The 24,328-nt window shown below is 46.5% G+C and carries 24 protein-coding genes; 19 read left to right on the top strand and 5 right to left on the bottom strand.

Annotated elements, in window-relative coordinates; genetic code table 11:
- The 3 genes from Q0241_RS05095 to Q0241_RS05105 form a co-directional block, all read right to left on the bottom strand.
- On the bottom strand, positions 1-490 hold a 490-nt coding region (locus tag Q0241_RS05095), incomplete at its 3' end, for a hypothetical protein (protein ID WP_299374110.1).
- Positions 491-626: 136 nt separating this feature from the next.
- Complete coding sequence (gene dapF, locus Q0241_RS05100; RefSeq protein ID WP_299374112.1) at positions 627-1,490, bottom strand: diaminopimelate epimerase; 864 nt, start codon at positions 1,488-1,490, stop codon at positions 627-629.
- 117 nt (positions 1,491-1,607) lie between these two features.
- Complete coding sequence (locus Q0241_RS05105; protein ID WP_299374115.1) at positions 1,608-2,060, bottom strand: PAS domain-containing protein; 453 nt, start codon at positions 2,058-2,060, stop codon at positions 1,608-1,610.
- A 403-nt stretch (positions 2,061-2,463) separates the two neighbouring features.
- On the opposite strand from Q0241_RS05105, the gene ffh reads away from it, so the two are divergent.
- The 5 genes from ffh (at position 2,464) to rplS (ending at position 6,121) form a co-directional block, all read left to right on the top strand.
- Positions 2,464-3,834 (top strand): signal recognition particle protein, encoded by a 1,371-nt coding sequence (gene ffh / locus Q0241_RS05110; protein ID WP_299374118.1) that lies wholly within the window; start codon positions 2,464-2,466, stop codon positions 3,832-3,834.
- Positions 3,835-3,907: 73 nt separating this feature from the next.
- Positions 3,908-4,297: a 30S ribosomal protein S16 gene (rpsP, locus tag Q0241_RS05115; protein WP_299374121.1), complete on the top strand. Its 390-nt coding sequence runs from the start codon at positions 3,908-3,910 to the stop codon at positions 4,295-4,297.
- 27 nt (positions 4,298-4,324) lie between these two features.
- On the top strand, positions 4,325-4,849 hold the full coding sequence (gene rimM / locus Q0241_RS05120) for a ribosome maturation factor RimM (protein ID WP_299374124.1): 525 nt from the start codon (positions 4,325-4,327) through the stop codon (positions 4,847-4,849).
- 54 nt (positions 4,850-4,903) lie between these two features.
- The gene (trmD, locus tag Q0241_RS05125; protein ID WP_299374127.1) at positions 4,904-5,635 is read left to right on the top strand and encodes a tRNA (guanosine(37)-N1)-methyltransferase TrmD; all 732 of its coding nucleotides are present in this window, start codon (positions 4,904-4,906) and stop codon (positions 5,633-5,635) included.
- Positions 5,636-5,692: 57 nt separating this feature from the next.
- Positions 5,693-6,121: a 50S ribosomal protein L19 gene (rplS, locus tag Q0241_RS05130; protein WP_047764988.1), complete on the top strand. Its 429-nt coding sequence runs from the start codon at positions 5,693-5,695 to the stop codon at positions 6,119-6,121.
- A 135-nt stretch (positions 6,122-6,256) separates the two neighbouring features.
- Here rplS and Q0241_RS05135 read toward each other — a convergent pair whose 3' ends face one another.
- Positions 6,257-7,147, bottom strand: coding sequence for a DUF547 domain-containing protein (locus tag Q0241_RS05135; RefSeq protein WP_299374136.1), 891 nt, complete (start codon positions 7,145-7,147; stop codon positions 6,257-6,259).
- Positions 7,148-7,644: 497 nt separating this feature from the next.
- Between Q0241_RS05135 and leuC the strand changes: the two genes are divergently transcribed.
- From leuC to Q0241_RS05165, 6 genes are all read left to right on the top strand, one after another.
- Complete coding sequence (gene leuC / locus Q0241_RS05140) at positions 7,645-9,051, top strand: 3-isopropylmalate dehydratase large subunit (protein ID WP_299374139.1); 1,407 nt, start codon at positions 7,645-7,647, stop codon at positions 9,049-9,051.
- 17 nt (positions 9,052-9,068) lie between these two features.
- On the top strand, positions 9,069-9,671 hold the full coding sequence (gene leuD, locus Q0241_RS05145) for a 3-isopropylmalate dehydratase small subunit (RefSeq protein WP_299374142.1): 603 nt from the start codon (positions 9,069-9,071) through the stop codon (positions 9,669-9,671).
- A 142-nt stretch (positions 9,672-9,813) separates the two neighbouring features.
- On the top strand, positions 9,814-10,926 hold the full coding sequence (gene leuB, locus Q0241_RS05150) for a 3-isopropylmalate dehydrogenase (protein WP_299374145.1): 1,113 nt from the start codon (positions 9,814-9,816) through the stop codon (positions 10,924-10,926).
- Positions 10,927-11,144: 218 nt separating this feature from the next.
- Positions 11,145-13,343, top strand: a complete 2,199-nt coding sequence (locus Q0241_RS05155; protein WP_299374147.1) for an inverse autotransporter beta domain-containing protein — start codon at positions 11,145-11,147, stop codon at positions 13,341-13,343.
- A gap of 146 nt (positions 13,344-13,489) precedes the next feature.
- Positions 13,490-13,651: a hypothetical protein gene (locus Q0241_RS05160; protein WP_299374151.1), complete on the top strand. Its 162-nt coding sequence runs from the start codon at positions 13,490-13,492 to the stop codon at positions 13,649-13,651.
- 156 nt (positions 13,652-13,807) lie between these two features.
- The gene (locus tag Q0241_RS05165) at positions 13,808-14,824 is read left to right on the top strand and encodes an aspartate-semialdehyde dehydrogenase (RefSeq protein ID WP_299374153.1); all 1,017 of its coding nucleotides are present in this window, start codon (positions 13,808-13,810) and stop codon (positions 14,822-14,824) included.
- A 170-nt stretch (positions 14,825-14,994) separates the two neighbouring features.
- Here Q0241_RS05165 and Q0241_RS05170 read toward each other — a convergent pair whose 3' ends face one another.
- Positions 14,995-16,059 (bottom strand): DJ-1/PfpI family protein, encoded by a 1,065-nt coding sequence (locus tag Q0241_RS05170; protein ID WP_299374156.1) that lies wholly within the window; start codon positions 16,057-16,059, stop codon positions 14,995-14,997.
- A 158-nt stretch (positions 16,060-16,217) separates the two neighbouring features.
- Between Q0241_RS05170 and Q0241_RS05175 the strand changes: the two genes are divergently transcribed.
- From Q0241_RS05175 to Q0241_RS05210, 8 genes are all read left to right on the top strand, one after another.
- On the top strand, positions 16,218-17,426 hold the full coding sequence (locus Q0241_RS05175; protein WP_299374159.1) for an MFS transporter: 1,209 nt from the start codon (positions 16,218-16,220) through the stop codon (positions 17,424-17,426).
- A gap of 191 nt (positions 17,427-17,617) precedes the next feature.
- Entirely contained in the window at positions 17,618-18,502 is an 885-nt protein-coding gene (locus tag Q0241_RS05180; RefSeq protein WP_299374161.1) for a CoA ester lyase, read from the top strand.
- Positions 18,503-18,513: 11 nt separating this feature from the next.
- Positions 18,514-19,584, top strand: coding sequence for a MaoC family dehydratase (locus Q0241_RS05185; RefSeq protein ID WP_299374164.1), 1,071 nt, complete (start codon positions 18,514-18,516; stop codon positions 19,582-19,584).
- A gap of 442 nt (positions 19,585-20,026) precedes the next feature.
- A complete protein-coding gene (gene sdhC / locus Q0241_RS05190) occupies positions 20,027-20,419 on the top strand; it encodes a succinate dehydrogenase, cytochrome b556 subunit (RefSeq protein WP_299374167.1) in 393 nt (130 codons plus the stop codon).
- 1 nt (position 20,420) lies between these two features.
- Positions 20,421-20,801 carry a succinate dehydrogenase, hydrophobic membrane anchor protein gene (sdhD, locus tag Q0241_RS05195; RefSeq protein WP_299374170.1) on the top strand — a complete coding sequence of 127 codons (381 nt, stop codon included), beginning with the start codon at positions 20,421-20,423 and terminating at the stop codon, positions 20,799-20,801.
- Between the two features lie 10 nt (positions 20,802-20,811).
- The gene (gene sdhA, locus Q0241_RS05200; RefSeq protein ID WP_299374173.1) at positions 20,812-22,614 is read left to right on the top strand and encodes a succinate dehydrogenase flavoprotein subunit; all 1,803 of its coding nucleotides are present in this window, start codon (positions 20,812-20,814) and stop codon (positions 22,612-22,614) included.
- Between the two features lie 35 nt (positions 22,615-22,649).
- The gene (locus Q0241_RS05205; RefSeq protein ID WP_299374175.1) at positions 22,650-23,438 is read left to right on the top strand and encodes a succinate dehydrogenase iron-sulfur subunit; all 789 of its coding nucleotides are present in this window, start codon (positions 22,650-22,652) and stop codon (positions 23,436-23,438) included.
- Positions 23,439-23,657: 219 nt separating this feature from the next.
- Positions 23,658-24,328, top strand: a 671-nt coding sequence (locus Q0241_RS05210) for a PAS domain-containing protein (RefSeq protein WP_299374178.1), incomplete at its 3' end; no start/stop codon positions are given.

The following is a 24,328-nucleotide window of genomic DNA, read 5'->3' on the forward strand; positions in this document are numbered from 1 at the left end:
AAGAATCCGGTATATCTGCTGCAGCAATCAGGGTGGTTGACGCGCCCCCTGAATGACCTAGCAAAAAGGTCCGGTTAGCAGTAACCCCGTGGCGTTTGAACCTTTCCAAAAGAAGTTCTAGTTCGGCACTTCTTTTGAAATAACGGGACTGACCTGGGGCTTTCCCGCTTACTTGTTGAGAGCATAGATAGAAAATTACAGTGTTGTCGTGTTGACGCACAATTGCACGTGCGTAAGACGGAATTGATTCAGGATAACACTTTTGCCCGTGCCCACCGTTACTAGTGCCGTGATTGTAGATAAAAAGAACAGTATTGTCTGGATTGGGAATGTTTCGTTTCATTTCTTTGGCAAAATCAGCATCCCGCAAAGGGGTGAAATCGTGGCCAACCGCAAAGGCCCCGTAGGGATCATCAATTTTATCGGATTTTGTTGTCTGACATGCTGTAAGTACGGCGAGACAGAAAGCGACAATCAATATAATTTTCATTAAATCCCCCTGAATTGATAAGAAAAATGTACATCTTTAAGGGGAAATGCAATGAGAAAGTTAGCGTCAACTGTCTTTCTGTTCGTGCCGCGGAGAGAGTAGTTTCTAGGAGTTATGATTTATTTTTGATTTTTATCTATTTAGATAGTTGCAAAAGTTCGGGGGAAATATGTCCTTTGAATGCTTTTGAAACAGGACCAGTCATAAGGACAGTACCGTCTTCTTGCCAATGGATATACAGGGGGCCACCATCAAGGTCGACTTGTACTTTTTTGCCTGTCAGCCCGCGCCTTGCCGAGGCAACTGCAGCAGCGCAGGCCCCGGAACCGCAGGCAGAGGTTATTCCAACTCCCCGTTCAAAGACGCGTAGCCGGATATGATTCTCATCAATCAAGGAGGCAACGCTGATATTGGCCTGTTCAGGGAAAAGAGGATGATGTTCTAGTCTGGGTCCCAACGCTTCTAGTTCGATGGCATCAGCATCTTCGACAAAGAAAACGGCGTGTGGATTTCCCATGTTGACACAAACAGGGTTGCGTAACGGGGGGAGTTTTATGCCTGTGTTAAGAGTGTCTCTTTCTTCTGCAAGCGGGATATCTTTCCAATCCAGAAGCGCAGGCCCCATATTTGCGGTAATCAGACCATTCGCTTCTTTACTGACATGTAGTAAACCAGCAAGTGTTTCTATGGTGACGTTATCTTTTTCTGCCTCATCCATAAGTAACGAGGCAATGCAGCGCGTAGCATTGCCACAAGCGCCGACTTCACTGCCATCGGCATTTTTTATGCGCATGAAAGCATTGGCTTCAGGCTTAGAGCTTTTTTCAATTATAATGAATTGATCACACCCGATGCCAAAACGACGATCTGCGATCAGGCGTGATTGGTCTTTTGTTGGGGTGAAGGCTTCGTCGCGGGCATCAATGACAACAAAATCGTTGCCGAGGCCATGCATTTTGATAAAGGATCTACCGCTCATTTCGTACTCATCTGAAGGCATTGTCGCCCCAGAGTGTCTCTTCACTGAGGCTTTGCGTCGTTAATCAGGTATAAGATAAAGGGTAATCTGTCTATTTAAAAGCGTACAAGATTATGGATGTCGAAGTATTAAGGTGAATTAATCAGTTGTTTTGTGTGTATAGGTAACGCCGACGAGCAACATGTCGACGTTTATACCGTCTCTGGCTAAGGGAAGAATCAAATCTTCCATTTCCACGATATCCTGTTTTGGTCCGATATATGGGGTGTAGGGGAAGACAGGACCACGTGTCTCGACAGCCTTTTTGCAGTTATCCCATATTCTGCTGGGGGGCTTTTGATGGTCTAGCGTGCTCATCCATCGACTTGTGAGGTCTTCTTTTAGATAAGCAGATATATGTGTCCCAATTAGCCTGTATCTGAAATCGAGTGGATTAGCCTGGACATCAAGTAATATTAGGTGAGGCAAAAATTCAGCCATTTCAGCTGGATCGATATCATGTCTGGCAGGCAACATGCTTGGAGGAGCTTTGCTTAACCAGTAATCGTAAAGTTTTTTGATCGGCTGGTTTTTTATATTAATTTTTAACATGCCGACTCTTTTCCTGAATCGGATGTAGGTTTGATGTTTTCAATGTGTAAAGTTCGCATGCTGGCATCAGAAGGCATTGTTTTTTATATTTATTTGCCGTGTATAATTAGCTGTGCTGCAAAAAATGACAACTGACGAATGATTGTATTTCTTAGTGTAGTGACACTTGGCGACTCCAAAGTGCTGGAAGACTGGGCTCTCTAGGATCTGATTTGCTGAAAAGACTTGACCTGATCACTGGTTTTTTATAGGTTCCGCTCAAATATCTGCAAAAGTTAAGTGCATAAGCTCTAAGGAGCTCCGCCAGTCCGCGAGTATCGCGCACTGGCGTAAGTTGCGTTTGGCCTTTGGGATTACCGTTTTCAGCCATGTTGGCTGGATGATTGAGGGAAAGAGGAACAGTATGTTCGATAGCTTACAGGATCGTCTGGGATCAGTCTTTGACAAGCTGAAGCGCCGTGGTGCATTGAGTGAGGCTGACGTTACAGCTGCTCTGCGCGAAGTGCGTGTTGCTTTGCTTGAGGCTGACGTGGCGTTACCTGTGGTCAAAGACTTTATCGAAAAGGTAAAGGCTGAAGCTGTCGGCCAGGATGTTCTAAAGTCTGTGACCCCGGGTCAGATGGTCGTAAAGATCGTCAACGATCAGCTCAGCGAGATGTTGGGTGCAGACCACGTTGCTCTTAATCTACAGGTGACACCGCCTGCCGTCATTATGATGGTTGGTCTGCAAGGATCTGGTAAGACCACATCGACGGCAAAAATATCTAAGCGTCTGACCGAGAAAGAACGCAAGAAAGTCCTGATGGCTTCTCTCGACGTTCGCCGTCCTGCTGCGCAAGAACAGCTGGCTGTTCTTGGTGCGCAAATCGGCGTGAGAACCTTGAATATTGTTCCTGGTGAGCAACCTGTCGCTATTGCCAAACGTGCGGTCCAGACCGGTGCGCTTGAAGGTTTCGATGTCGTGATGCTCGATACCGCAGGACGTTTGGCTATTGACGAAGAGTTGATGGGCGAAGTCGCAAGTGTTCGGGATGCCGCCAAGCCAGCAGAAACGTTGCTGGTTGCTGATGCGATGACGGGTCAGGATGCGGTTACTGTTGCTGATACCTTTAACCAAAAGATTGGATTAAGTGGTATCGTGATGACCCGTATGGATGGTGATGCGCGCGGTGGTGCGGCATTGTCTATGCGTGCGGTAACCGGATGCCCGATCAAGTTGATTGGTGTCGGTGAAAAGCTCGAAGAACTAGAAGATTTCCATCCTTCGCGTGTTGCCTCTCGTATTTTGGGTATGGGCGACGTGGTTTCCTTGGTTGAAAAGGCTGCTGAATCCTTTGAAGAGGAAGAAGCTGCCAAACTTGCCGAGAAAATGAAGAAGGGTAAGTTTGATCTGAATGACTTGGCGTCTCAGCTTAAACAAATGCAAAAAATGGGTGGTATGTCGAGCCTGTTGAACATGCTTCCGGGTATGAACTCCGCCCAGATGAAGAAATTGAAAGATGCCAAGGTTGACGACAAGATTATCAATCGTCAATTGGCTATCATTTCATCAATGACACCTCATGAACGTGAAAAACCGGAAGTTATCAAAGCAAAGCGGAGAACCCGTATTGCGAATGGTTCCGGTACTTCGGTTCAAGATGTGAACAAGCTTCTAAAGCAACAGCAGGAAGCTGCCCGCATGATGAAGAAGGTCCAGAAAATGGGCAAGAAAGGCATGATGCGGGGTGGGTTGCAAAACCTGATGCCTCCTGGGATGGGCTTCCCTAAATAAGGGATGACCACGAAAGAGTGCTTCTGAGTAAATTGAGTATTATTAAGTTTAGTGTTTAACAAGAGGAACTGAAATGGCTGTAAAAATTCGCCTAGCCCGTGGCGGCGCCAAAAAGCGTCCATACTACCGTATCGTAGTTGCCGACGTTCGTGCTCCACGTGATGGTCGCTTCATCGAAAAGATTGGCGCCTATAATCCAATGGTACCAAAAGATCACCCAGAGCGTCTGATCTTGGACGAAGATCGCGTTAAGTACTGGTTGTCTACTGGTGCTCAACCTACAGATCGCGTTGCGCGTTTCCTAGGTAACCTTGGTCTTGCTGAAAAGCGTGCTGTTCCAGAGCAGACTAAGAAAAACCAAATGAAAGCCAAAGCAAAAGAGCGTCTGGAAGAAAAGCGTATGGCTGCTGAAGCAGCTGCTGAGGAAGCTGCTTCAGCTTCTGAAGAAAGCGCAGCTGAGTAATTCGGCGAACTTAGGATTTCTTAGCTCATGGCTTCAAACCACGAAGATAGAATTTGTGTAGGTGTGATCGCTGGTGCGCACGGTGTGCGTGGCGGGGTGAAGGTCAAAAGTTACACCGAAATTCCTGAAGACGTGGCGGCATTTGGACCGGTGACGGATGATGCGGGCAACCGTCTCAAAATCACCATAACGGGCCAGGCCAAGGGCACTGTTCTTACGCGGATTGAGGGTGTGAAGGATCGTGATCGCGCCCAGGAAATGCGAGGAACAAAACTGTATGTTAACCGTGATCTTCTACCGAAACTGACAGAAGACGACGAATATTACTATTCTGATCTCGTGGGCCTTAAGGTCGAGAACGCTCAAGGAGTGGCTCTTGGTACCGTAAAAGGTGTTTTCGATTTTGGTGCTGGGGATATTCTTGAATTTGTCAGTGACAGTGGACAATCGGAAATGGTCAGCTTTACCGAAAGCTCTGTTCCGGTTGTGGACATCGAAGGGCAGCGTATCGTTGTTGATATGCCCGATGTTGTTCTGGGTCGGGAAGACTAAGGAAAAGATCGGTGGTCTTTTTGTCATGTCTTTCAAACCGGGTTGTTCAACAAGATGTTGGATAGCGTGACAGCAAACTGGAAAGCAACAGTGCTTTCGCTCCATCCGGAAATGTTTCCGGGCTCTCTGGGATTATCCCTGGCGGGTAAAGCCCTTGAAAAAGGGGTTTGGGAGTTGGAAAAGGTGGACATCCGCAATTTTGCGTATGATAAACACCGTACTGTTGATGCTATCCCCTTTGGGGGAGGTGCTGGTTTGGTAATGCGTCCGGATACTGTTGATGCGGCTTTGGACTCTGTGGCTGGCAATGCTGGTCCGGTTATCTATCTCTCGCCGCGCGGACGGCTTTTGGACCAAAGTTTGGTCAAAGAGCTAGCGGCAGGACCCGGGGTAACTCTCTTGTGTGGGCGTTACGAAGGGATCGATCAGCGGGTCTTGGACGCGCGTGAAGTGATAGAGGTTTCGGTTGGTGATTACATCCTGTCCGGTGGTGAACAGGCGGCATTAATCCTTATGGATGCTGTCATCAGGTTATTGCCGGGGGTTATGGGAAACAAGGAATCCGCAGACGAAGAATCGTTTGAGACTGGGTTACTGGAATATCCGCTCTATACGCGACCTGCCGAATGGCAAGATCGCAAGGTACCCGAGGTTCTTTCCTCTGGTCACCATGGAAAGATAAAGCAGTGGCGTCAGGAACAGGCGGAAAAAATTACCAGGGAACGACGCCCGGATTTGTGGGAAAAGTACCTGGATAAACGTAACGATACCAAGCTGGGCCGTTAGGTCCGTTGAAAAGTTAAACGGGTCACTGGCCCCAATAGAATGGTAGAGGATAGAAACATGAATGTAATCGAGAAGCTGGAAGCTGATCAGGTTGCCAAACTTACAGATGGCAAAAAAGTTACCGAGTTTGCTGCTGGTGATACCGTCCGCGTAAACGTTAAAGTTGTTGAGGGTACACGTGAGCGTATCCAGGCATTTGAAGGCGTATGTATTGCACGTAAAAATGCTGGCCTGAACTCTTCTTTCACTGTTCGTAAGATTTCTTACGGTGAAGGCGTTGAGCGTGTATTCCCACTTTACAGCCCACGTGTTGATTCAGTTGAGTTGATCCGTCGCGGTGATGTGCGTCGTGCGAAACTTTACTACCTACGTGGCCGTCGTGGTAAATCTGCACGTATCGCAGAAAAAACAACCGGTGCTGCTGGTAAAGCTGCTGCTGCAGATCGCGCTGATAAAGCCGCTGCTAAAGCTGCAGCTAAAAAGTAAGCCGTACTACTACGGACTGTCGACGAAGAGATTTCTCGTCGATCAGAAATTATAAAAAAGGGTGCCCTGCGGCACCCTTTTTTATTGATTTTATTTCATAGTCGATTTTGGTTTTGTAAAGAAATCAGAGGCTTTTCATGATCCTGTTGACGCCGTGGCGACGATGGGAACAGAGTTCAAATTCCAGTTATAGGTATGGTTTTCGATAGAGCGGATTTTCATCAGCTCTTTTTGGCGTTCTTTCGAGGCGTAGGTGCGCAGATGATCCAGCACAGATGCATCGCTGCCGCCAAAGTCATCTTTGAACCAAACATAAATGCTGGAAACAACAGCTTCGTTATTTTCGCCGATATTCACCGCGCGTGGATGGTCAATAAAACGTTGAGCAGCAACAGTTAACTGGGTATCGAACTCTGTGGCTGTGATGGCTTCATTAGGAAGGTCGGGACAGCCGAGGGATGCACAGTTGAGCACATAGTGGATACGCGGGTCTTTCCAGCCCGGACGTAGAATACCGTGTTCGATATCATTCAGGGAAACTTTCTCTCCTTCTATACGAAGTAGCTTTTTCCCCCATGGACCAGATGCAAATAGTCCCGGTGAAATATTGATGTCCCGGATACTTTCAAGGGGCATGTGTTCCAAAATCAAATTTACGGTTGCTGCATTGTATAGGTTAATCCAATAGGCCAGTTGTTGGTCCCTGTTAAGGTTACTGACCTTGATACTTTGCAGGTATTCCAGATGTTCTTTGAGCGCCAGATGGTCATCAAGATTGACGCGGTGGTAAGCAATCCGTGCGATACCGTCAAAGCTCTCTTCACGATACTTTCGAATAAAGCCGTTCCATTCATCCTGATTAACGGCCTGTGTGCTTTCCGCACTAAAGTCTGCCCATCGGGGGATAAGATTTGAGCTGGGGGCAAAAAGCGACTCGAAGGGGCTGAAGCCACTGGTGAAGACCAGTATTGTCATAGCCAAGGGCACAGCCAGTTGTCTGGAGAATCTCTGTGTAAAACTGGCCATATTGATAAATCCCACTTCTGCCGAAAACTTAATCTAAAAGTATATTGTCATGAACATATGTACTTATTATGGGCAGACTGAGGCCATTTGGTGAGTGTTCGTCCAGTAACAATCCTGTGGCATAAATGGTCAATGGCTGTGAAGATGATTAATAATTATCTGTTATTAAAGCCATTTTCCCTCACAATGTCTTCACTTTATCTGTGAGGTGAGCTGCGTGCAAAAATGGCGATATTTAGAAAGTTGAGCAATTTCTTTCTATATAAAGTATGTGATTCGCAGGCCAAACGTGAAATTTTCTTATAGAATCGTCATAAAAACAGATTCAATCGTTCTAAAGGACTTTTCGCCGCACTGCGGAAGCGCTATGCTCCGCCCGAAACTAGTAAGAAAACTGCTTGGCCGCTGTTAGAGGTTTAGCCTCGTTGACAGGGCCTGTTTAGGTGGAAATAGCCACCAAAAAATTACGCAGTAAAATATACGAGGACGATGTTAGGATGAGTAACCCGCGTACCCTTTTCGAAAAGATTTGGGATAGCCATCTGGTTGACCGTCAAGAAGACGGCACCTGTTTGCTTTATATTGATCGCCACTTGGTGCACGAAGTCACAAGCCCACAGGCGTTTGAAGGACTTCGTATGGCCGGACGTAAGGTTCGCCGCCCGGAAAATACACTTGCTGTTCCCGACCACAACGTACCGACATCTGGTCGTGCACAGGGAATTGCCGATGAAGAAAGCCGCATTCAGGTTGAAACGCTTTCCAGTAACTGTGAAGAGTTTGGCGTGCAGCTTTTTGGTATGGATGATGTCCGTCAGGGCGTCGTGCATATTATCGGCCCAGAGCAGGGCTTTACTCTGCCGGGAATGACAATTGTTTGTGGTGATAGCCACACGGCGACGCACGGTGCATTTGGGTCACTTGCCTTTGGTATTGGCACATCCGAAGTTGAACATGTTCTGGCGACGCAAACGCTAATCCAAAAACCTGCTAAAACAATGCGTATCACTGTCGAAGGTGATTTGCTGCCGGGTGTTACCGCGAAAGACATGGTGCTGCACATTATTGGTGTCATCGGTACTGCGGGTGGTACGGGCTATGTGATCGAATATGCTGGTGAAGCTATGCGTAAGCTTTCTATGGAAGGCCGCATGACGATCTGTAACATGTCGATTGAGGCTGGTGCTCGCGCGGGTCTGATTGCCCCTGATGAGACAACATTTGAATATATCAAAGGCCGCCCAATGGCGCCGAAAGCCGGTAACTGGGAACAGGCTGTTGAGTATTGGAAGACCCTGCCTTCTGATGACGGTGCGACTTATGATAAGGAAGTTATCATTAAGGCCGCAGATATCGAACCACAGGTTACCTGGGGTACTTCGCCGGAAGACGTGGTTGGTATTTCTGCCGTTGTGCCTGCACCGTCTGATGGTCGGGACGACAACAAAAAATCAGCGATTGAGCGCTCTCTTGAATACATGGATCTCAAAGCTGGTCAGGCGATTAAAGAAATTGCGATTGATAAAGTCTTTATCGGGTCCTGCACAAATGGACGTATTGAAGATTTGCGCGAAGTAGCGCGTATCGCAAAAGGTCGCAAGGTTGCCGATAGCGTTTATGCGATGATTGTCCCCGGATCTGGCCTGGTTAAAATTCAGGCAGAAGAAGAAGGTCTTGATGAGATCTTTACCGAAGCTGGTTTTGACTGGCGTGAGCCGGGGTGTTCCATGTGCCTTGCGATGAATGCTGACCGTCTGTCACCGGGTGAGCGTTGTGCATCTACATCAAACCGTAACTTCGAAGGTCGTCAGGGCCGCGGCGGTCGTACACATCTGGTGAGTCCGGCAATGGCAGCTGTTGCTGCGATCGCAGGTCATTTCGATGATGTTCGCAAATACGACTAAGCAAAGGATTACAGAGTATGGATAAGTTTACATCACTCACCTCTGTGGCGGCTCCCTTGCCATTGGTGAACATCGATACGGATATGATTATCCCGAAGCAGTTTCTAAAAACTGTTAAACGGACAGGCTTGAAAGCCGGTTTGTTCTACGAACTCCGTACGGATGAAGAGGGTAACCCCGTTGATTTCGTTCTGGATGAACCTGCCTACAAAGAAGCACAGATTCTGGTTACCGGTGATAACTTCGGCTGTGGTTCTTCCCGTGAACATGCGCCGTGGGCGCTGCTGGATCAGGGCATTCGCTGTGTTATTGCACCAAGCTTTGCAGATATCTTTTATAATAATTGCTTTAAGAACGGTATCTTGCCGATCGCTTTGCCACAGGAAGATGTGGACAAGTTGATGGATGATGCGAAGCGTGGGGCAAATGCTGTTGTTTCCGTTGATTTAGAGACACAGGAAATCAAAGGTCCGGATGGCGGCACACTTACTTTTGAAGTTGATGCCCACCGTAAACATTGTTTGCTGAATGGTCTGGACGATATTGGTCTGACTTTTGAAAAGTCGGCACATATTGATACGTTTGAGAATAAGCGTAAAGCGACGCAGCCTTGGCTGTAAGAATTTGATGGGGGCCGTTTATGGCCCTCATTTTTTTGTAAAAAGGCCCTGAGGTATTGCTGAGATTACCTTATGGACCTGTGTTTATAGAAAGGCTGGCAATCGCCAGTCTTCTCTTTGTGAAAAATTCGGAAGAAGAAACATGGCATCTAATAAAAATCTATTGATTCTCCCCGGGGATGGAATCGGTCCTGAAGTTATGCGTGAAGTACGTCGCGTTGTGGATTGGATGGACAAGCGTCGTGCAGTGACCTTTGATATCGACGAAGATTTGGTCGGTGGTTCTGCGATTGATAAGCACGGTGTTCCCCTGGCTGATGAAACAATGGATAAGGCAATGGAAGCCGATGCCGTGTTATTGGGTGCTGTAGGTGGGCCGCAGTGGGATAATCTTGATTTTTCTATCAAGCCTGAACGCGGCCTTTTGCGTTTACGTAAGGAAATGGAACTTTTTGCCAACTTGCGTCCGGCGCTTTGTTTTGATGCGCTGGTTGATTCTTCATCCCTAAAGCCAGAACTGGTTTCTGGTCTGGATATCATGATCGTACGCGAACTGACTGGCGGCGTTTACTTTGGTGAACCGCGTGGTATCGAAGATCTCGGCAATGGTGAGCGCCGCGGTATCAACACGCAAGTTTACACAACATCTGAAATTCGCCGTGTTGCCGAGGTTGCTTTTGATCTAGCACGCAAACGCGATAGCCGGGTTTGTTCTGTTGAAAAAGCCAATGTTATGGAATCAGGCCTGTTATGGCGTGAAGAAGTAACCAAGCTGCATGGTGAAGGCTTTGACGATGTTGAGCTGTCTCACATGTATGCTGATAACTGCTCCATGCAGTTGGTACGTACGCCAAAACAGTTTGATGTTATTCTGACTGATAACTTGTTTGGAGACATGTTGTCCGATACGGCGGCAATGCTGACTGGGTCTCTGGGGATGCTGCCTTCAGCCTCTTTAGGCGCGACCGATGAAACCGGGCGTCGCAAAGCAATGTACGAGCCTGTACACGGCTCTGCCCCGGATATCGCTGGTGAAAACAAAGCGAACCCACTGGCGACCATTCTCTCCTTTGCCATGAACTTGCGCTATTCTTTCGATATGGGTGATGAAGCCGATCTGATTGAAAACGGCGTGAACAAAGTTCTGGCATCCGGCAAGCGCACTGGCGACATCATGGCTTCTGGTTGTGAAATCGTTTCTACTGAAGGTATGGGCGATGCTCTTCTTCGTGCTTTAGACGAACAGGCTGCTTAGTTCCTTAGATTTAAGCTAAGTCTTTTAAAGAGCTGTGAGACGTTTCTCACAGCTCTTTTTTTGTGTCGATTTTCGATAATAGCCAATAAAGAATATTACTTGTAGCATCCTTTCTACCCTTAATTGAGCAAGAAAATAAAAGGCTAAATTTTTGTTAACAAAACGTTTATTTAATGATAATGAGTCGCATTATCATTAAATAATAAGAGTTTCCTAAAATGCCTAAAAACACATCTCAAGCTGCTGGCTATCGCCGAGCAGCTCTCGCACTAATGTTTATGTCCTCAACGATGCTTTGTAGTACTTGGGTTGTTGCCGAAGAAAAAATTGAAGCAAACAAAGACCCGTCAAAAAAATGGGGTGCACATATAGAACTTGAAGGAAAGTACGGTACAGATAGACATCTTGGTGAGAGTACTGTTTTTGTCCCATTGCACCAAAATGACGACAGTATGCTCTTCCTCGATGTACGGGGGAAAATGGATAACAACAAATCAAGAGAAGTTAATATTGGATTGGGGTATCGTCATATTATTGATGAGGACTGGCTGATTGGTGGATATGGCTTCTACGACCGTAGACGTTCGCCCGAAGGTAATAGTTTTAATCAAATGACATTTGGTGCGGAAATTATGTCGGGTGATTTTGATCTTAGGATGAACGGTTATGTGCCTTTTGGCGATACAGTCAAAACCTCCGCTCGGCATGATAGCGTCCAGCTTAATGGTAGTTCGATTACGATGAAAGAAGGTGAAGAGCGGGCTATGAAGGGGATGGATTTTGAAATTGGCCATACTCTTCCATGGTTATCTGTAACCGAGGATAGTTCTGATGAGTTTAAGTTGTCGCTAGGTGGATATCATTTCTGGGAAGATGATTTGGATAGTGTAACGGGGCCAAGATTAAGAGCAGAGTATCGCCTTAATGATGTTCTTATGGCTGGTACACGGATTAGCTTTAGCGGTGAAGTGCAACGTGATAGCCCGCGGGGAAATCAAGGGTTTGTCGGTGTTAAATTCCGTATTCCTTTGCAGCCTGATATCGCAAAAAAACGGAACCGTCTTTCAAAAATTGAAAAAAGAATGACGGAAACTATTGTCCGTGATGTTGATGTGGTTGCTCAAGCGGGAAGTTTTGGTGCTGAGGTGCCTGCGATTGATATGGAAACGGGGCAGCAGCTTACGAATTTGAATGTGATTGATGGCAAGTCAGGCGCTGATTTAAAAACCGCGATTGAAACCGCGTCGGTAGATCAGGTTAGCTTTGTTAATGGGAAAGGTCAGGTATTAAACGTTGAGGATACGATAACTCTACAATCGGGACAGCGGGTTCGCGGACAGTTCAACGTTAAGCATCCAACTACAGGACGGGAAATGAGCTTTGGCCAAACCCATATCCATGGCACGGATGAAAATAAACACGTCTTTGAAATGAATAATAATTCGACACTTTCAGGTATGACGATTTCTGGTGGATCACACGGTATTCATGCTGACGGGAAAAGTAATGTCCGTATAGATCGGGTCCGAATTAGCAACACAGCGCAAGTAGGGTTGAATTTTGAGAACGGATCCGGCCTTACCGTCTCGGATTTGGAAGTCACTAATCTGGATTTTGAAAATGCAGATGGCTTTTCTAATGCGAACCCTAATAATACGGTAACAGGGGTTGGTCTGCGACTGGTTAGTTCCGATAATATCAATATTGATGGATATAGAGCTGATTACCTAGGCACGGGGCTTTTCTCGAATGCTGTTACGGATTTAAATGTGACAAATTCATCCATCTCGCGATCGCGTAAAGAGGGGATGGTCCATCATTATCTTCACGATGCGACTTTTGATAATTTGAACATCGATAAAACGGGTGCTGATGGCGTGGCGTTTATTGTTTCGGCAGATGTGAACTTTAAAAATTCCAACTTAAGCAATTTGGGCGCGATGAACTCACTTGGAAATTATAGTGGAATTAATATTAGTGGTTTTTCGAGTGACGGATCAATTATCGTCGGTGCAACTGAAAATAAAAACTATAACTTTGATAATATCACCATCACGAATGCATCGAATAGTGGGATGATGATTCAGGAAATCAAAGATTCAACTTTTACGAATATCGATATTGCGAATGTTGATATTATCGGGGTGCAATTAATGAGAATGATGCGGGATGTTGAAAATTTAACTTTTGATCACGTTACAATTGATAATGCAGCAAATGCAGGGTTCTGGATGATGGGTGATTTTAAAGATATTGATGCTAATATCACGACAACAAATACGTCGGTTGCTTGTGGGAAATCACAATTCATGCCGACAAACCTGACACAAAGTGGTGGGCAGGAGCTGACCATTAATGGAGAGGTGTTTGCACCGATGAATATTGGGACAAAGTGTGCCAATGCATCTAACTTTTAGCATTTAAGTGAAAGATGGGTGGCTATATGAGCGTATAGCCCACCTGTCTGGCAGCTTAAAAAAAGAATCCAAAATTTCAATGTTGACCAAGCTGGTAAAGCTGACTACGTTTACGCCCGAGTTAAATCCCAAGTGGAATAGAGTTTATGTTTAATAACGTTGCACATATGGCCACGCGCGCTGCACACACTGCGAAGTCTCTTCGTCGTGCGTTCGCTGCTGCGCGTCCAGTTGCAACAACTACATGGACCACGATTACCACCACGCCTGTCAAAACCATGAAGGTTAAGATGGGCGGCAGTAGGTAAACCCTCTCGGGAATAAAGGCTGATAAAAGGGCCGTCCCATTGAGGGGCGGCCCTTTTTCTTTAGGGCTTCTGTCACCACTTTTGAGGTGGTGAGGATGTGAAGATTTTTTAAACCGGTCCTTTGGGCCAGTAAATGAAAGAGCATAGGCTAAAGCCATGGGTCACAAGATTGCAGTAATGGGCGCTACTGGCGCCGTAGGTCGTGAAGTTCTAACAACTCTGTCTGAGCGCGGGTTCGATATCAATGATATCACCGTTCTTGCATCCAGCCGTTCAGCAGGTACCCAGGTTTCTTATGGCGAAGAAGGTGAACTGACCGTTCAAAATCTTGCTAATTTTGACTTCAAGGGGATCGACATTGTCCTGTCATCACCTGGTGGCGCGGTGTCTGCGGAATACTCTCCAAAAGCTGCGGCGGCGGGTGCTGTTGTGATCGATAACACATCTCACTTCCGTATGGACCCGGATGTTCCTTTGATCGTACCGGAAGTTAATCCGGAAGCTTTGGCTGGCTACAAAAAGCGTAATATCATTGCAAACCCGAACTGCTCTACCATTCAGATGGTTCACGTCCTGAAGCCATTGCATGAACTGGGCTTGATCAAGCGTGTGGTTGTTTCTACCTATCAGGCTGTTTCTGGTTCTGGTAAGGATGCTATGGATGAGCTGTTTAACCAAACACGCGGGATTTTTGTGAATGATCCGGTGAAAAAAGAATGTTTCACCAAGCAGATTGCCTTTAACGTAATTCCACACATCGATGTCTTTATGGAAGATGGCTACACCAAAGAAGAGTGGAAGATGATGGTCGAGACCAAGAAGATTCTCGATCCAAAGATCAAGGTTACTGCAACTTGTGTTCGTGTTCCTGTTTTCATCGGTCACGCTGAAGCTGTTTCCGTTGAATTCGAAAAAGATGTGACTGTCGAACAAGCTCGTGAGGCACTGAAAGATACACCAGGTATCACCGTTATCGACTATCGTCAGGATGAAGGTTACGTAACACCGCATGAAGCACAGGGCGAAGATGCAACATTCGTTAGCCGTATTCGGACGGATCCAACTGTAGAACATGGCTTAAGTTTGTGGGTTGTTGCTGACAACCTACGTAAGGGCGCAGCCCTTAACGCAGTTCAAATTGCTGAACTGCTTATTAAGGATCATCTCAGCTAAGCTGAGGTTATTCCTTAATACCTCCTCTGTCGTACTTGCCGGGCTCGGAAATTTATTTCCGAGCCCTTTTTTTATGGTCGCGGGTGCTAGGAAATTTATTAGTGAGCCCCTTTTTGATTCCTTGTGTCTTAAAATTCATACTAGGGTTTGTGAGGCGTAATAATCGTAAACTAATTCACCGGGCCAAAGTGCTGAAGGTACTCTGTTGTTGTGATACCGAGATTGCGCTGAAAGCTTCTGCGCATTTTTTGGAGATCACCAAAGCCACATAAATTCGCGACCTGCTTCATTAAAACGCCTTTGGTGAGAAGGATTCTCGCCTGGTTAAGGCGGGTGAGTTCTACAAACTGGACAGGGGAAGAGCCTAGAGCTTGATTGAAGCGGCGATCAAGTGTGCGCGGTGTCATGTTCGCCTCTTTTGACAGTTCTGATAATGTCCAACTCCGGCAGAGGTCGGCGCTTATCTTGTCGACAAGTTGTAGTAGTTTTGGTTCTAAGCGTTTCTGAGCTTCAAGAAGATCCGAGAACTGTTTTTGCCCACCATTTCGACGGAGGTAGACGACGAGTTCCTGGGCGACATCAAGTGAGTTTGATGTGCCGTGGTCTTCCTCGATAATTGCCATTGCCAGGTCAATACCTGTTGAGACGCCCGCCGAAGTGTAGATCTGATCTGACTTTGTGTAGATGGTGTTGAGCTTCCAGTTCACATTGGGGAAGCGTTCTTTTGCCATTTGTTCTCGTGACCAATGGGTTGTGGCTTCGCGTCCGTCAAGAACACCTGCTGCCGCAAGAATAAGAGCGCCTGAACAAATTGAAATCAGTCGGCGATCTTTGTTCGTGGTGTGAAACGCTTTTAGCGTTTGCAGTAAGGTCCCGTTTTCAAGAAGTCCATCAACGCCGTTGCCGCCCGGTATTAACAAGTCCAAACAAGGATGAAGGTCGGTGATTTTTCCGTGGGGCATTATTTCCATCCCACAGGATGTGTGAATGGAATTGCCATCAAGCGAGAGAAAGCGATGCTTGTAAAGCGGTATGTCATTTGCCCTGCTTACAGGCTTTTTACTTGCTGTTGGTTCCGTTTTTGTTGGCGTCTGTGAGGCTGTGGTCTCTGGAGAAGAGGTGCTATGAAAAGCTTGCACGGGGCCGCTTATATCTAGAAGATTTACGTTATCAAAAATCAGAACGCCGATTTCTCGGCTCCTTTGCTCTGTTCCCAGCGTTTTCCTTGGTCTCAAAGTTTTGCTCCTTAATCCTCCGTCAATGTTGCCTATAATACAGTATTTGGCAATATTTGATGTTTGAATTACATTTTTGACAGTGATTGTTTGAGGTACAGTCGAAATTATAGTCGAAACCTTTAAAATTAATCTGGGCTAAGGATGCCTGTAACAGTATGAGCGATAATGTGACGATGCCAGACCAAACACAGCGACTTAACTTCTCGCTAATTTTACTGGGCAATGCCGTTCTTGGAACGCCGATGCCTATGCTCATTATCTTGGGTGGATTGGCTGGGGCCATGCTTGCGCCTGCAAATGAACTCGCAATCCTGCCTGTTTCAGTACAGATGCTGGCGGGGATGTTAACAGCAGCGCCTATGTCCGTTTTTATGGGAAAGTATGGCAGAAAGCTTGGGTTTCTTCTTGGGGCGACAATTGCGGCATCTGGCGGGGCCTTAGGCGTTTATAGCCTGTTCTATGAAAATTTTTATACCTTGTGCCTCGCCCATGCTGCGATGGGAAGTGCGCTGATTTGTTTTGGTTTTTTTAGATTTGCCGCAGCCGAAGTTGTTTCTGAATCTTGGCGACCGAAAGCGATTTCTTTTACTCTTGGCTCTGGTTTAGTTGCGGCGCTGGTGGGGCCAGAAGTCTTTATCTACAGTAAAGATCTCTTCTCTCCTATTCCCTTTGCGGGTGCCTATGGGGCGATCACGGTATTGTCCATTATCGGGAGCCTTCCTATTCTTGCATTGCGCTTGCCAGAAACAGGTAATGCGGACCAATTGAATGAAAACAAGAAAGTCGCAACGGTTGGAGAGATTATACGTCGCCCAGCCGTTTTTACGGCCATACTTTGTGCTGCAGTTTCGTTTGGTGTCATGGTTTTGTTGATGGCGCCGACACCTCTTGCCATGGTGGGGTGCGGTTTTACTGATGTGCAGGCTGGTGACGTAATTCGATGGCATGTCATTGCTATGTTTGCGCCGAGTTTCTTTACCGGAAGCCTGATTTCTCGGTTTGGGTCCGGGAAAATTATTTCTTGTGGCTTGGTACTGCTTTGTCTGTCGGCAGGCATGGCCATGGCAGGTATTGAGCTAGAGAACTTTTACCTTGCGCTGATCTTGCTGGGGCTTGGATGGAACTTTGGGTTTATTGGGGCAACAAATATGTTGAATGAGAATTTGAGTGCAGGTGAGAGATCCGCTGTTCAAGGGGTCAATGATACGCTCATCGCACTTGTATCGACCTTGGCGTCTTTTGGGTCAGGAGTTCTGATTTCCAGTTTCAGTTGGACAGCGGTTGCGGCGACTGTTCTGCCACTTGTTTTGATTGCTTTTGGTGGTCTTTTCTTTTTACGTCAGCGTGTTCGGTCTGTTGCGTAAAGGGGAGATAGGTAAGGGTAGGGGTGAAGCCTTTCCCGAACTTGAGTAATTATAGATGGATGTGAAAGGGAAAAAGGAAATAAAAAGTCTTGTTTGTCGTTTCGTTTGATGGAATTATGCAGTAAATGCTGCAGTGCACAATTGGGTGTTGTGTATTAAAATGACAGCAGAACAAGACAGAGGAGTTGAAGATGGTAGCGGCCCTAAAACCGAGAAGATCTGTTCTTTATATGCCCGGTTCAAAAGCCAGAGCCTTGGAAAAGGGGCGAAGCCTTTCGGCAGATGCGCTTATTTTTGACTTGGAAGATGCTGTTACTGACGACAAAAAAATCGAAGCACGAGAAATGGTCGTTGAGGCTTTACGTCAAGGTGGATATGGCAAGCGCGAAATCATTGTTCGTGTGAATGGACTGGACACAGAATGGGGCCTCGAGGATATCAAGGCGATCTCGGGTACAGAAGCCGATGCGATTTTACTGCCCAAGGTCGAAAATGAAAGACAAGTGCTTAATCTTGTCGATCTGATGAACAAGTCTGGTGCCCCTGAAACCATGTCAGTGATGTGTATGATGGAAACGCCTTTGGGGATGCTCAATGCCAAAGAAATAGCGGCTTCATCCGAGCGGATTTCCTGTTTTGTCATGGGGACTTCTGATCTGGTTAAGGATTTACAGGCCCGACATACACGAGAGCGCTTGCCGGTGATTACGTCGCTGGGGCTATGCTTGTTAGCTGCCAGAGCTTATGGCATTGGTATTGTCGATGGGGTTTGTCTTGATCTTAATGATGACGATGCTTTTGCGGAAGTCTGTGTGCAGGGGTTAGCCCTGGGTTTCGATGGTAAAACACTGATCCATCCCAAAACGATCTCTGTTGCAAACAATACCTTTGGTCCTTCGAAAGAAGCGGTAGAAAAGGCGCGGGCTATCGTGTCAGCTTTTGAAGAGGCAAAAAAACTGGGGCAAGGGGTTGTCGTGCTTGATGGGCATCTGATTGAAAACCTTCATGCCGATGAAGCGCGAAGATTGATCGAGTATTCAGATGCAATCATGGCTTTGGAACAGAGTGTGTCTTAAGGGGATAGATCATGGGTGTGAAAAATCATACTAAAAGTAAAACCCAGCAAGGGAATTTTTTTGAAGATTTTTATCCCGGTATGGTGCTTAGGCATGCGACCCCGAGAACGATAACCTCTGGTGATCAGGCCCTTTACACTGCTCTTTATGGATCCAGGTTTGCTTTTTCCTCTTCAGATGAGTTTGCGCGATCCCTTGGTTTTGATTGCGCACCAGTAGATGATTTCCTTGCATTCCATATCGTTTTTGGAAAGACCGTTGCGGATATTTCCTTGAATGCCGTGGCAAACCTTGGTTATGCCGAAGGTGTTTTTGGGGTGCCCCTTTACCCGGGCGATACCGTTTCTACTGTGAGTGATGTGATCGGTGTAAAGGAGAATTCCAACGGCAAAACCGGGGTTGTTTATGTTCGGTCCACCGGGCGAAATCAACACGGCGAAATGGTGCTACAGTATGTGCGCTGGGTTATGGTGCGAAAGCGTGATGTTGATGCTGTCGCTCCGGTAGTTGTTGTGCCAGAGTTGAGCGAAAGTGTTGCCGCAGGATCTTTATCAATTCCCAAGGAAGTAAATTTAACAGGGTATGATTTTACTTTATCAGGATCGGCCTACAGGTGGGGAGATTATAGTGTTGGCGAACGTATAGCCCACGTCGACGGCATGACCATCGAAGAGGCTGAGCATCAAATGGCGACCCGACTCTACCAGAACACAGCAAAGGTTCACTTTAACCAGCATACAGAATCCCAAGGTCGTTTTGGGCGACGTTTGATTTATGGGGGGCACATCATCTCTATCGCTCGTGCTTTGTCTTTCAATGGTATGGAAAATGCGTTCAAAGTTGTTGCAATTAATGGAGGCGCCCACGTAGCACCGACGTTTGCAGGGGATACGATCTATGCCTGGAGTGAAGTGCTGGATAAAATTGAGCTTTCGGAATGTGGTGATATCGGGGCTTTGAGAATTCGCTTGGTAGCTACCAAGAATAGCAATGGTGAGAATTTCCCCCTGAAGAATAGCGAAGAGCAGTATCGGGAAAATGTCGTTTTGGATTTTGATTACACAGTGTTGATGCCAAAATAAAAATCTCTCTGATGTTGGATGATTTACAGCGTTTGAGGTGATTAATAATATTGTATCGAAACAATAAATATTCTGTGTGTCCAATGCTCTTTTCTTAGAGTGTTCCTTTTTAAGAGTAATATAGTTTGTTTTTCATGAGTATTATCAGTTGTTGCAAAGTTAAAATTATTTTTTATTTTAATACTTCTTTTTGTAAATGTGGCTGTGCAGCGCAACATGGAGATGTTTGGAAGTTTTAAGGTGATGTTAATAAGTAAAAGTCACAATTCTTATGTTCGTAAAATACTTGTTTGTCGTCGGGTCGTTCTTTAACGAGTTTTAGTCGCCTTGCATTGACTAATGCTGCATTGCGGTTTAACGTCATCAAATCTTTGGGTTCTGCTAAATATAAGGCGCGCGAAGTTGAAAAGCGGAACCAGTGCGCAATATCGGGAAAGAAAACATGTCCAGGGGTAACAGACCTCTTTCACCTCATTTGCAGGTGTATCGTCCTCAATTAACTTCCGTACTTTCTATTCTATTCCGCATCATGGGCGTTGCCACATCCGTGGGTTCCATCGTTCTGATCTGGTGGCTTGCTGCAGCAGCAAGCGGCGTGGAATATTTTGAACTGGTACAATCCTTCTTGGGATCTTGGTTCGGCCGATTACTTCTTTTCGGTTGGACGTTTGCTCTCGTTTTCCACCTTTGTAACGGCATTCGGCATCTCTACTGGGATGCAGGTAAAGGTCTAGAGCTTGAAACCGCGTATGCATCCGGTAAGGCTGTGATTGTATTCTCAGTCATTATCACGTTGGGGCTTTGGGCCCTCGCCTATGTAATGGGAGGAGCTTGATATGTCGCTTCGTACGCCTTTGGGACGTGCTCGTGGATTGGGCTCAGCAAAAGATGGCTCTTCACATTGGTGGGCTCAACGCCTGACCAGTTTGGCTCTTGTTCCGCTTGTTTTGTGGTTTGTGTTTTCGGTTGCGTTGATGACCGGGGCTGATCATGTGCAGTTTCTGGAATGGGTTCAATCGCCTGTTGTTGCAGGATTGTTAATTCTTTTGATCTCTGTCGGCCTTCTTCATTCCCAACAGGGAATGCAAGTGGTGATAGAAGACTATGTACATGGAGAGGCGAGTAAAGTTCTTTCCCTGTTCCTGAGTCTGTCGATCCATGTTGTCTTGGGTTTGACAGGTATTCTTTCAATTTTGATGATTCTCTTCAGGGGCTAGGAAATAAACGATGAACACTGCTCCATCAAACAAAGCATATGAGTTTATCGATCACACGTATGATGTGGTTGTTGTCGGGGCCGGTGGCGCAGGTTTGCGTGCGACGCTGGGTTTGGCAGAAGCAGGCCTGAAAACGGCTTGTATTACCAAGGTTTTTCCAACGCGTAGTCATACGGTTGCTGCTCAAGGGGGGATTTCTGCTTCTCTGGGGAACATGGGTGAAGATGACTGGCGCTGGCACATGTATGATACCGTAAAGGGATCCGACTGGCTTGGTGATCAGGACTCAATTGAATATATGGTACGTGAAGCTGTTCCGGCAATTGTTGAGCTGGAACACTATGGGATGCCGTTTAGTCGTACCGAAGAAGGTAAGATTTACCAGCGTCCTTTCGGTGGTATGACAACCCGCTTTGGCGAGGGGATTGCGCAACGTACTTGTGCCGCGGCTGATCGAACTGGCCATGCTATGTTGCATACGCTTTATCAGCAGAGTCTAAGACGTCACGCTGAGTTCTTTATTGAGTACTTTGCCATTGACCTGATCATGGAAAATGGTGAATGCCGCGGTGTCGTGGCATGGAACCTAGATGATGGTACAATCCATCGCTTCCGTGCGCAGAAAGTTATCTTGGCGACCGGTGGTTATGGGCGTGCGTACTTCTCTTGTACTGGGGCGCATACCTGTACGGGTGATGGTAATGGTATGGCGTTACGTGCTGGTCTTGATTGTCAGGATATGGAGTTTGTTCAATTCCATCCAACTGGGATCTATGGCGCAGGGTGCCTGATTACAGAGGGCGTTCGCGGTGAAGGTGGTTATCTGACCAACTCTGAAGGCGAGCGTTTCATGGAACGCTATGCACCGAGTGCCAAAGATCTGGCTTCTCGTGATGTTGTTAGCCGTGCGATGACAATGGAAATTCGTGATGGCCGCGGTGTTGGCACTGGAAATGATCATATTCATTTGCACATTGAGCATCTGGATCCGGATCTGATTGCTGAACGCCTGCCAGGTATTGCTGAATCTGCAAGTATCTTTGCGGGCGTCGATGTGTCGAAAGAACCTATTCCGGTAATCCCGACTTGTCACTACAACATGGGCGGTGTCCCGTGTAAGTACACAGGCGATGTCGTCACCAGTAAGAACGGGGATCCAAATACAGAAGTTCCCGGTTTGATGGCCATCGGTGAAGCTGCGTGTGTTTCTGTACACGGGGCTAATCGTCTGGGATCGAACTCTTTACTTGATCTGGTTGTCTTTGGTCGCGGTGCAGCGCTTCATTGTATTGAAACGCTGAAGGCTGGTGCGTCACAGGCGCCGCTTCCTGCAGATGCTGGGGATAACTCGCTGGCTCGTTTGGACAAGGCGCGTTATGCCAAGGGATCAATGAAGACATCCGAAGTTCGTCTGGAAATGCAAAAAGCAATGCAGAACCATGCGGCGGTGTTCAGGACTGGGGAAAGCCTTAAAGAAGGTATTGACCTTCTGGGGTCAATCTGGAGCAAGCGTGACGATATCAATGTTACCGATCGGTCGCTGATCTGGAACTCTGATCTGGTTGAGACTTTGGAACTTGACAATCTGATGTATCAGTCTCGTGTCACCATGGCTGGTGCCGCAAATCGTGAGGAAAGTCGAGGGGCGCAAGCCCGTGAAGACTTCCCTGATCGTGATGATGAAAATTGGATGAAACACACACTGGCCAAGTGTGATGAAGACGGGAATGTTACTTTTGATTATCGTCCGGTTAATCTGGAGCCGTTAACTGATGAAGTGCAATCCTTCCCACCAAAAGCCCGCGTTTACTAAGTGGCTAAAGGGAAAGCGTCTAGGAGAAAATAACAATGGTAGAATTTGCACTTCCAGCTAATTCAAAAATAAATAAGAGCGGGAAAAAGCATCCTGCTCCGGCTGGAGCAACAAAAACCAAGACATTCCGCGTTTATCGCTGGGACCCTGATAGCGGGGAAACACCACGGGAAGATGTTTACGAAGTGGACATGGATAATTGTGGTCCAATGGTCTTGGATGCTTTGATCAAGATTAAAAACGAGATCGATCCGAGTCTGACATTCCGTCGTTCCTGTCGTGAAGGTGTTTGTGGGTCCTGTGCCATGAACATTGATGGGTCAAACACACTGGCTTGTACCAAGTTCTGCAGCGATGTGGACGAGGATGATGAGGTCAAAATTTATCCCTTGCCACACATGCCTGTTGTCAAGGATCTGGTGCCTGATCTCAATCAGGTCTATGCGCAGTATGCATCTATCGAGCCGTGGTTGAAAACCACGACTGCCGCACCTGAGAGAGAGCGTCTTCAGACACCTGAAGATCGTAAGAAGCTTGATGGTCTGTGGGAATGCATCCTTTGTTTTAGCTGTTCAACATCCTGCCCGAGTTATTGGTGGAATGGCGATCGTTATCTTGGACCGGCTGTTCTGCTTCAGGCCTATCGCTTTATTGCAGATTCCCGGGATGAAGAAACCGGATCACGCTTGGATAATCTGGAAGATCCGTTCAGGCTTTTCCGGTGCCATACAATTATGAACTGTACTAAAACCTGTCCGAAAGGGTTGAACCCGGCGAAGGCGATTGCAGAGATTAAGAAGTTGATGGTTGAACGGAAAGTTTAATTATCCCTGGTGATTTTGATGTATTGGAAAAGGCTGGCGTTTTGCCAGCCTTTTTTTGTGATAAAACTTGTTGCATTTACTTCCTGTTAGTTTTCATTATTGATACTAGCTTAAATATGAAAATAAATGTTTAAGTTCTGGAATCGTCCCCGCAACTTTTGGGTGATAGAGAAGTAAGAATTTTTGTAGTGTAGTGTAGGGTGGGGAGCCTGATCTCTAATGCTGGATTTGACGGCGGAAATATTTCGTACAGCCGTTCTGATCACTCTTGTTGGTGTTGTTATTTGGCGTCGCCCGGCCCAAGATCTCGCTTTTCGTGGATGGAACTTTATTACGGCGGGCTTTATTCTTTTGGCTGTTGCAAGTCTGCTGGATGTTTCAGATAACTTTCCTCAACTTAATAAATTCCTGATTATCGGCGATACAGCATATCAATCAATATTAGAAGAAATGGTTGGCTATTTAGGGGGCACAATTTTTCTATTTATTGGTATTATCAGGGCGGTCCCCGGTTTCCAAAAACTCAGCCAGCAGATTCAACGACTTGAAACTGCTGAAAGTGCAGTAGAGCGGCATAATCACTTTTTGCAAACGTTATTAGATGCTGTTCCAGCTCAGATTTACTTCAAAGATCAAGATGGAAAATATCTAGGGTGTAATAAGCTATTTCTCAAAAATATTGGGTTAGAGTTGGATGAGATAATCGGTAAAACATCTCACGAATTGTTCCCAAAGGAATTGGCCGATACTTTTATCGCGGCTGATCAACAGGCAATTTATGCAGGAATGACCGATGAGGGGACCGCAGTTTTCACGCGACCCGATGGTTCAGACATGCATATTTTAATGCATAAGGCGCGGTATAATAATGCTGATGGAACCTTTGCGGG

Source organism: uncultured Kiloniella sp., from assembly GCF_937128705.1.
Taxonomy (GTDB): domain Bacteria; phylum Pseudomonadota; class Alphaproteobacteria; order Kiloniellales; family Kiloniellaceae; genus Kiloniella.

Coding starts and splice junctions, on each gene's coding strand:
- leuD (WP_299374142.1), top strand. CDS start 9,069: ATGGATAAGTTTACATCACTCACCTCTGTGGCGGCTCCCTTGCCATTG.
- Q0241_RS05160 (WP_299374151.1), top strand. CDS start 13,490: ATGTTTAATAACGTTGCACATATGGCCACGCGCGCTGCACACACTGCG.
- ffh (WP_299374118.1), top strand. CDS start 2,464: ATGTTCGATAGCTTACAGGATCGTCTGGGATCAGTCTTTGACAAGCTG.
- leuB (WP_299374145.1), top strand. CDS start 9,814: ATGGCATCTAATAAAAATCTATTGATTCTCCCCGGGGATGGAATCGGT.
- Q0241_RS05165 (WP_299374153.1), top strand. CDS start 13,808: ATGGGTCACAAGATTGCAGTAATGGGCGCTACTGGCGCCGTAGGTCGT.
- sdhC (WP_299374167.1), top strand. CDS start 20,027: ATGTCCAGGGGTAACAGACCTCTTTCACCTCATTTGCAGGTGTATCGT.
- rimM (WP_299374124.1), top strand. CDS start 4,325: ATGGCTTCAAACCACGAAGATAGAATTTGTGTAGGTGTGATCGCTGGT.
- Q0241_RS05135 (WP_299374136.1), bottom strand. CDS start 7,147: ATGGCCAGTTTTACACAGAGATTCTCCAGACAACTGGCTGTGCCCTTG.
- sdhD (WP_299374170.1), top strand. CDS start 20,421: ATGTCGCTTCGTACGCCTTTGGGACGTGCTCGTGGATTGGGCTCAGCA.
- Q0241_RS05185 (WP_299374164.1), top strand. CDS start 18,514: ATGGGTGTGAAAAATCATACTAAAAGTAAAACCCAGCAAGGGAATTTT.
- Q0241_RS05105 (WP_299374115.1), bottom strand. CDS start 2,060: ATGTTAAAAATTAATATAAAAAACCAGCCGATCAAAAAACTTTACGAT.
- rpsP (WP_299374121.1), top strand. CDS start 3,908: ATGGCTGTAAAAATTCGCCTAGCCCGTGGCGGCGCCAAAAAGCGTCCA.
- Q0241_RS05155 (WP_299374147.1), top strand. CDS start 11,145: ATGCCTAAAAACACATCTCAAGCTGCTGGCTATCGCCGAGCAGCTCTC.
- trmD (WP_299374127.1), top strand. CDS start 4,904: ATGTTGGATAGCGTGACAGCAAACTGGAAAGCAACAGTGCTTTCGCTC.
- dapF (WP_299374112.1), bottom strand. CDS start 1,490: ATGCCTTCAGATGAGTACGAAATGAGCGGTAGATCCTTTATCAAAATG.
- Q0241_RS05175 (WP_299374159.1), top strand. CDS start 16,218: ATGAGCGATAATGTGACGATGCCAGACCAAACACAGCGACTTAACTTC.
- sdhA (WP_299374173.1), top strand. CDS start 20,812: ATGAACACTGCTCCATCAAACAAAGCATATGAGTTTATCGATCACACG.
- rplS (WP_047764988.1), top strand. CDS start 5,693: ATGAATGTAATCGAGAAGCTGGAAGCTGATCAGGTTGCCAAACTTACA.
- leuC (WP_299374139.1), top strand. CDS start 7,645: ATGAGTAACCCGCGTACCCTTTTCGAAAAGATTTGGGATAGCCATCTG.
- Q0241_RS05205 (WP_299374175.1), top strand. CDS start 22,650: ATGGTAGAATTTGCACTTCCAGCTAATTCAAAAATAAATAAGAGCGGG.
- Q0241_RS05180 (WP_299374161.1), top strand. CDS start 17,618: ATGGTAGCGGCCCTAAAACCGAGAAGATCTGTTCTTTATATGCCCGGT.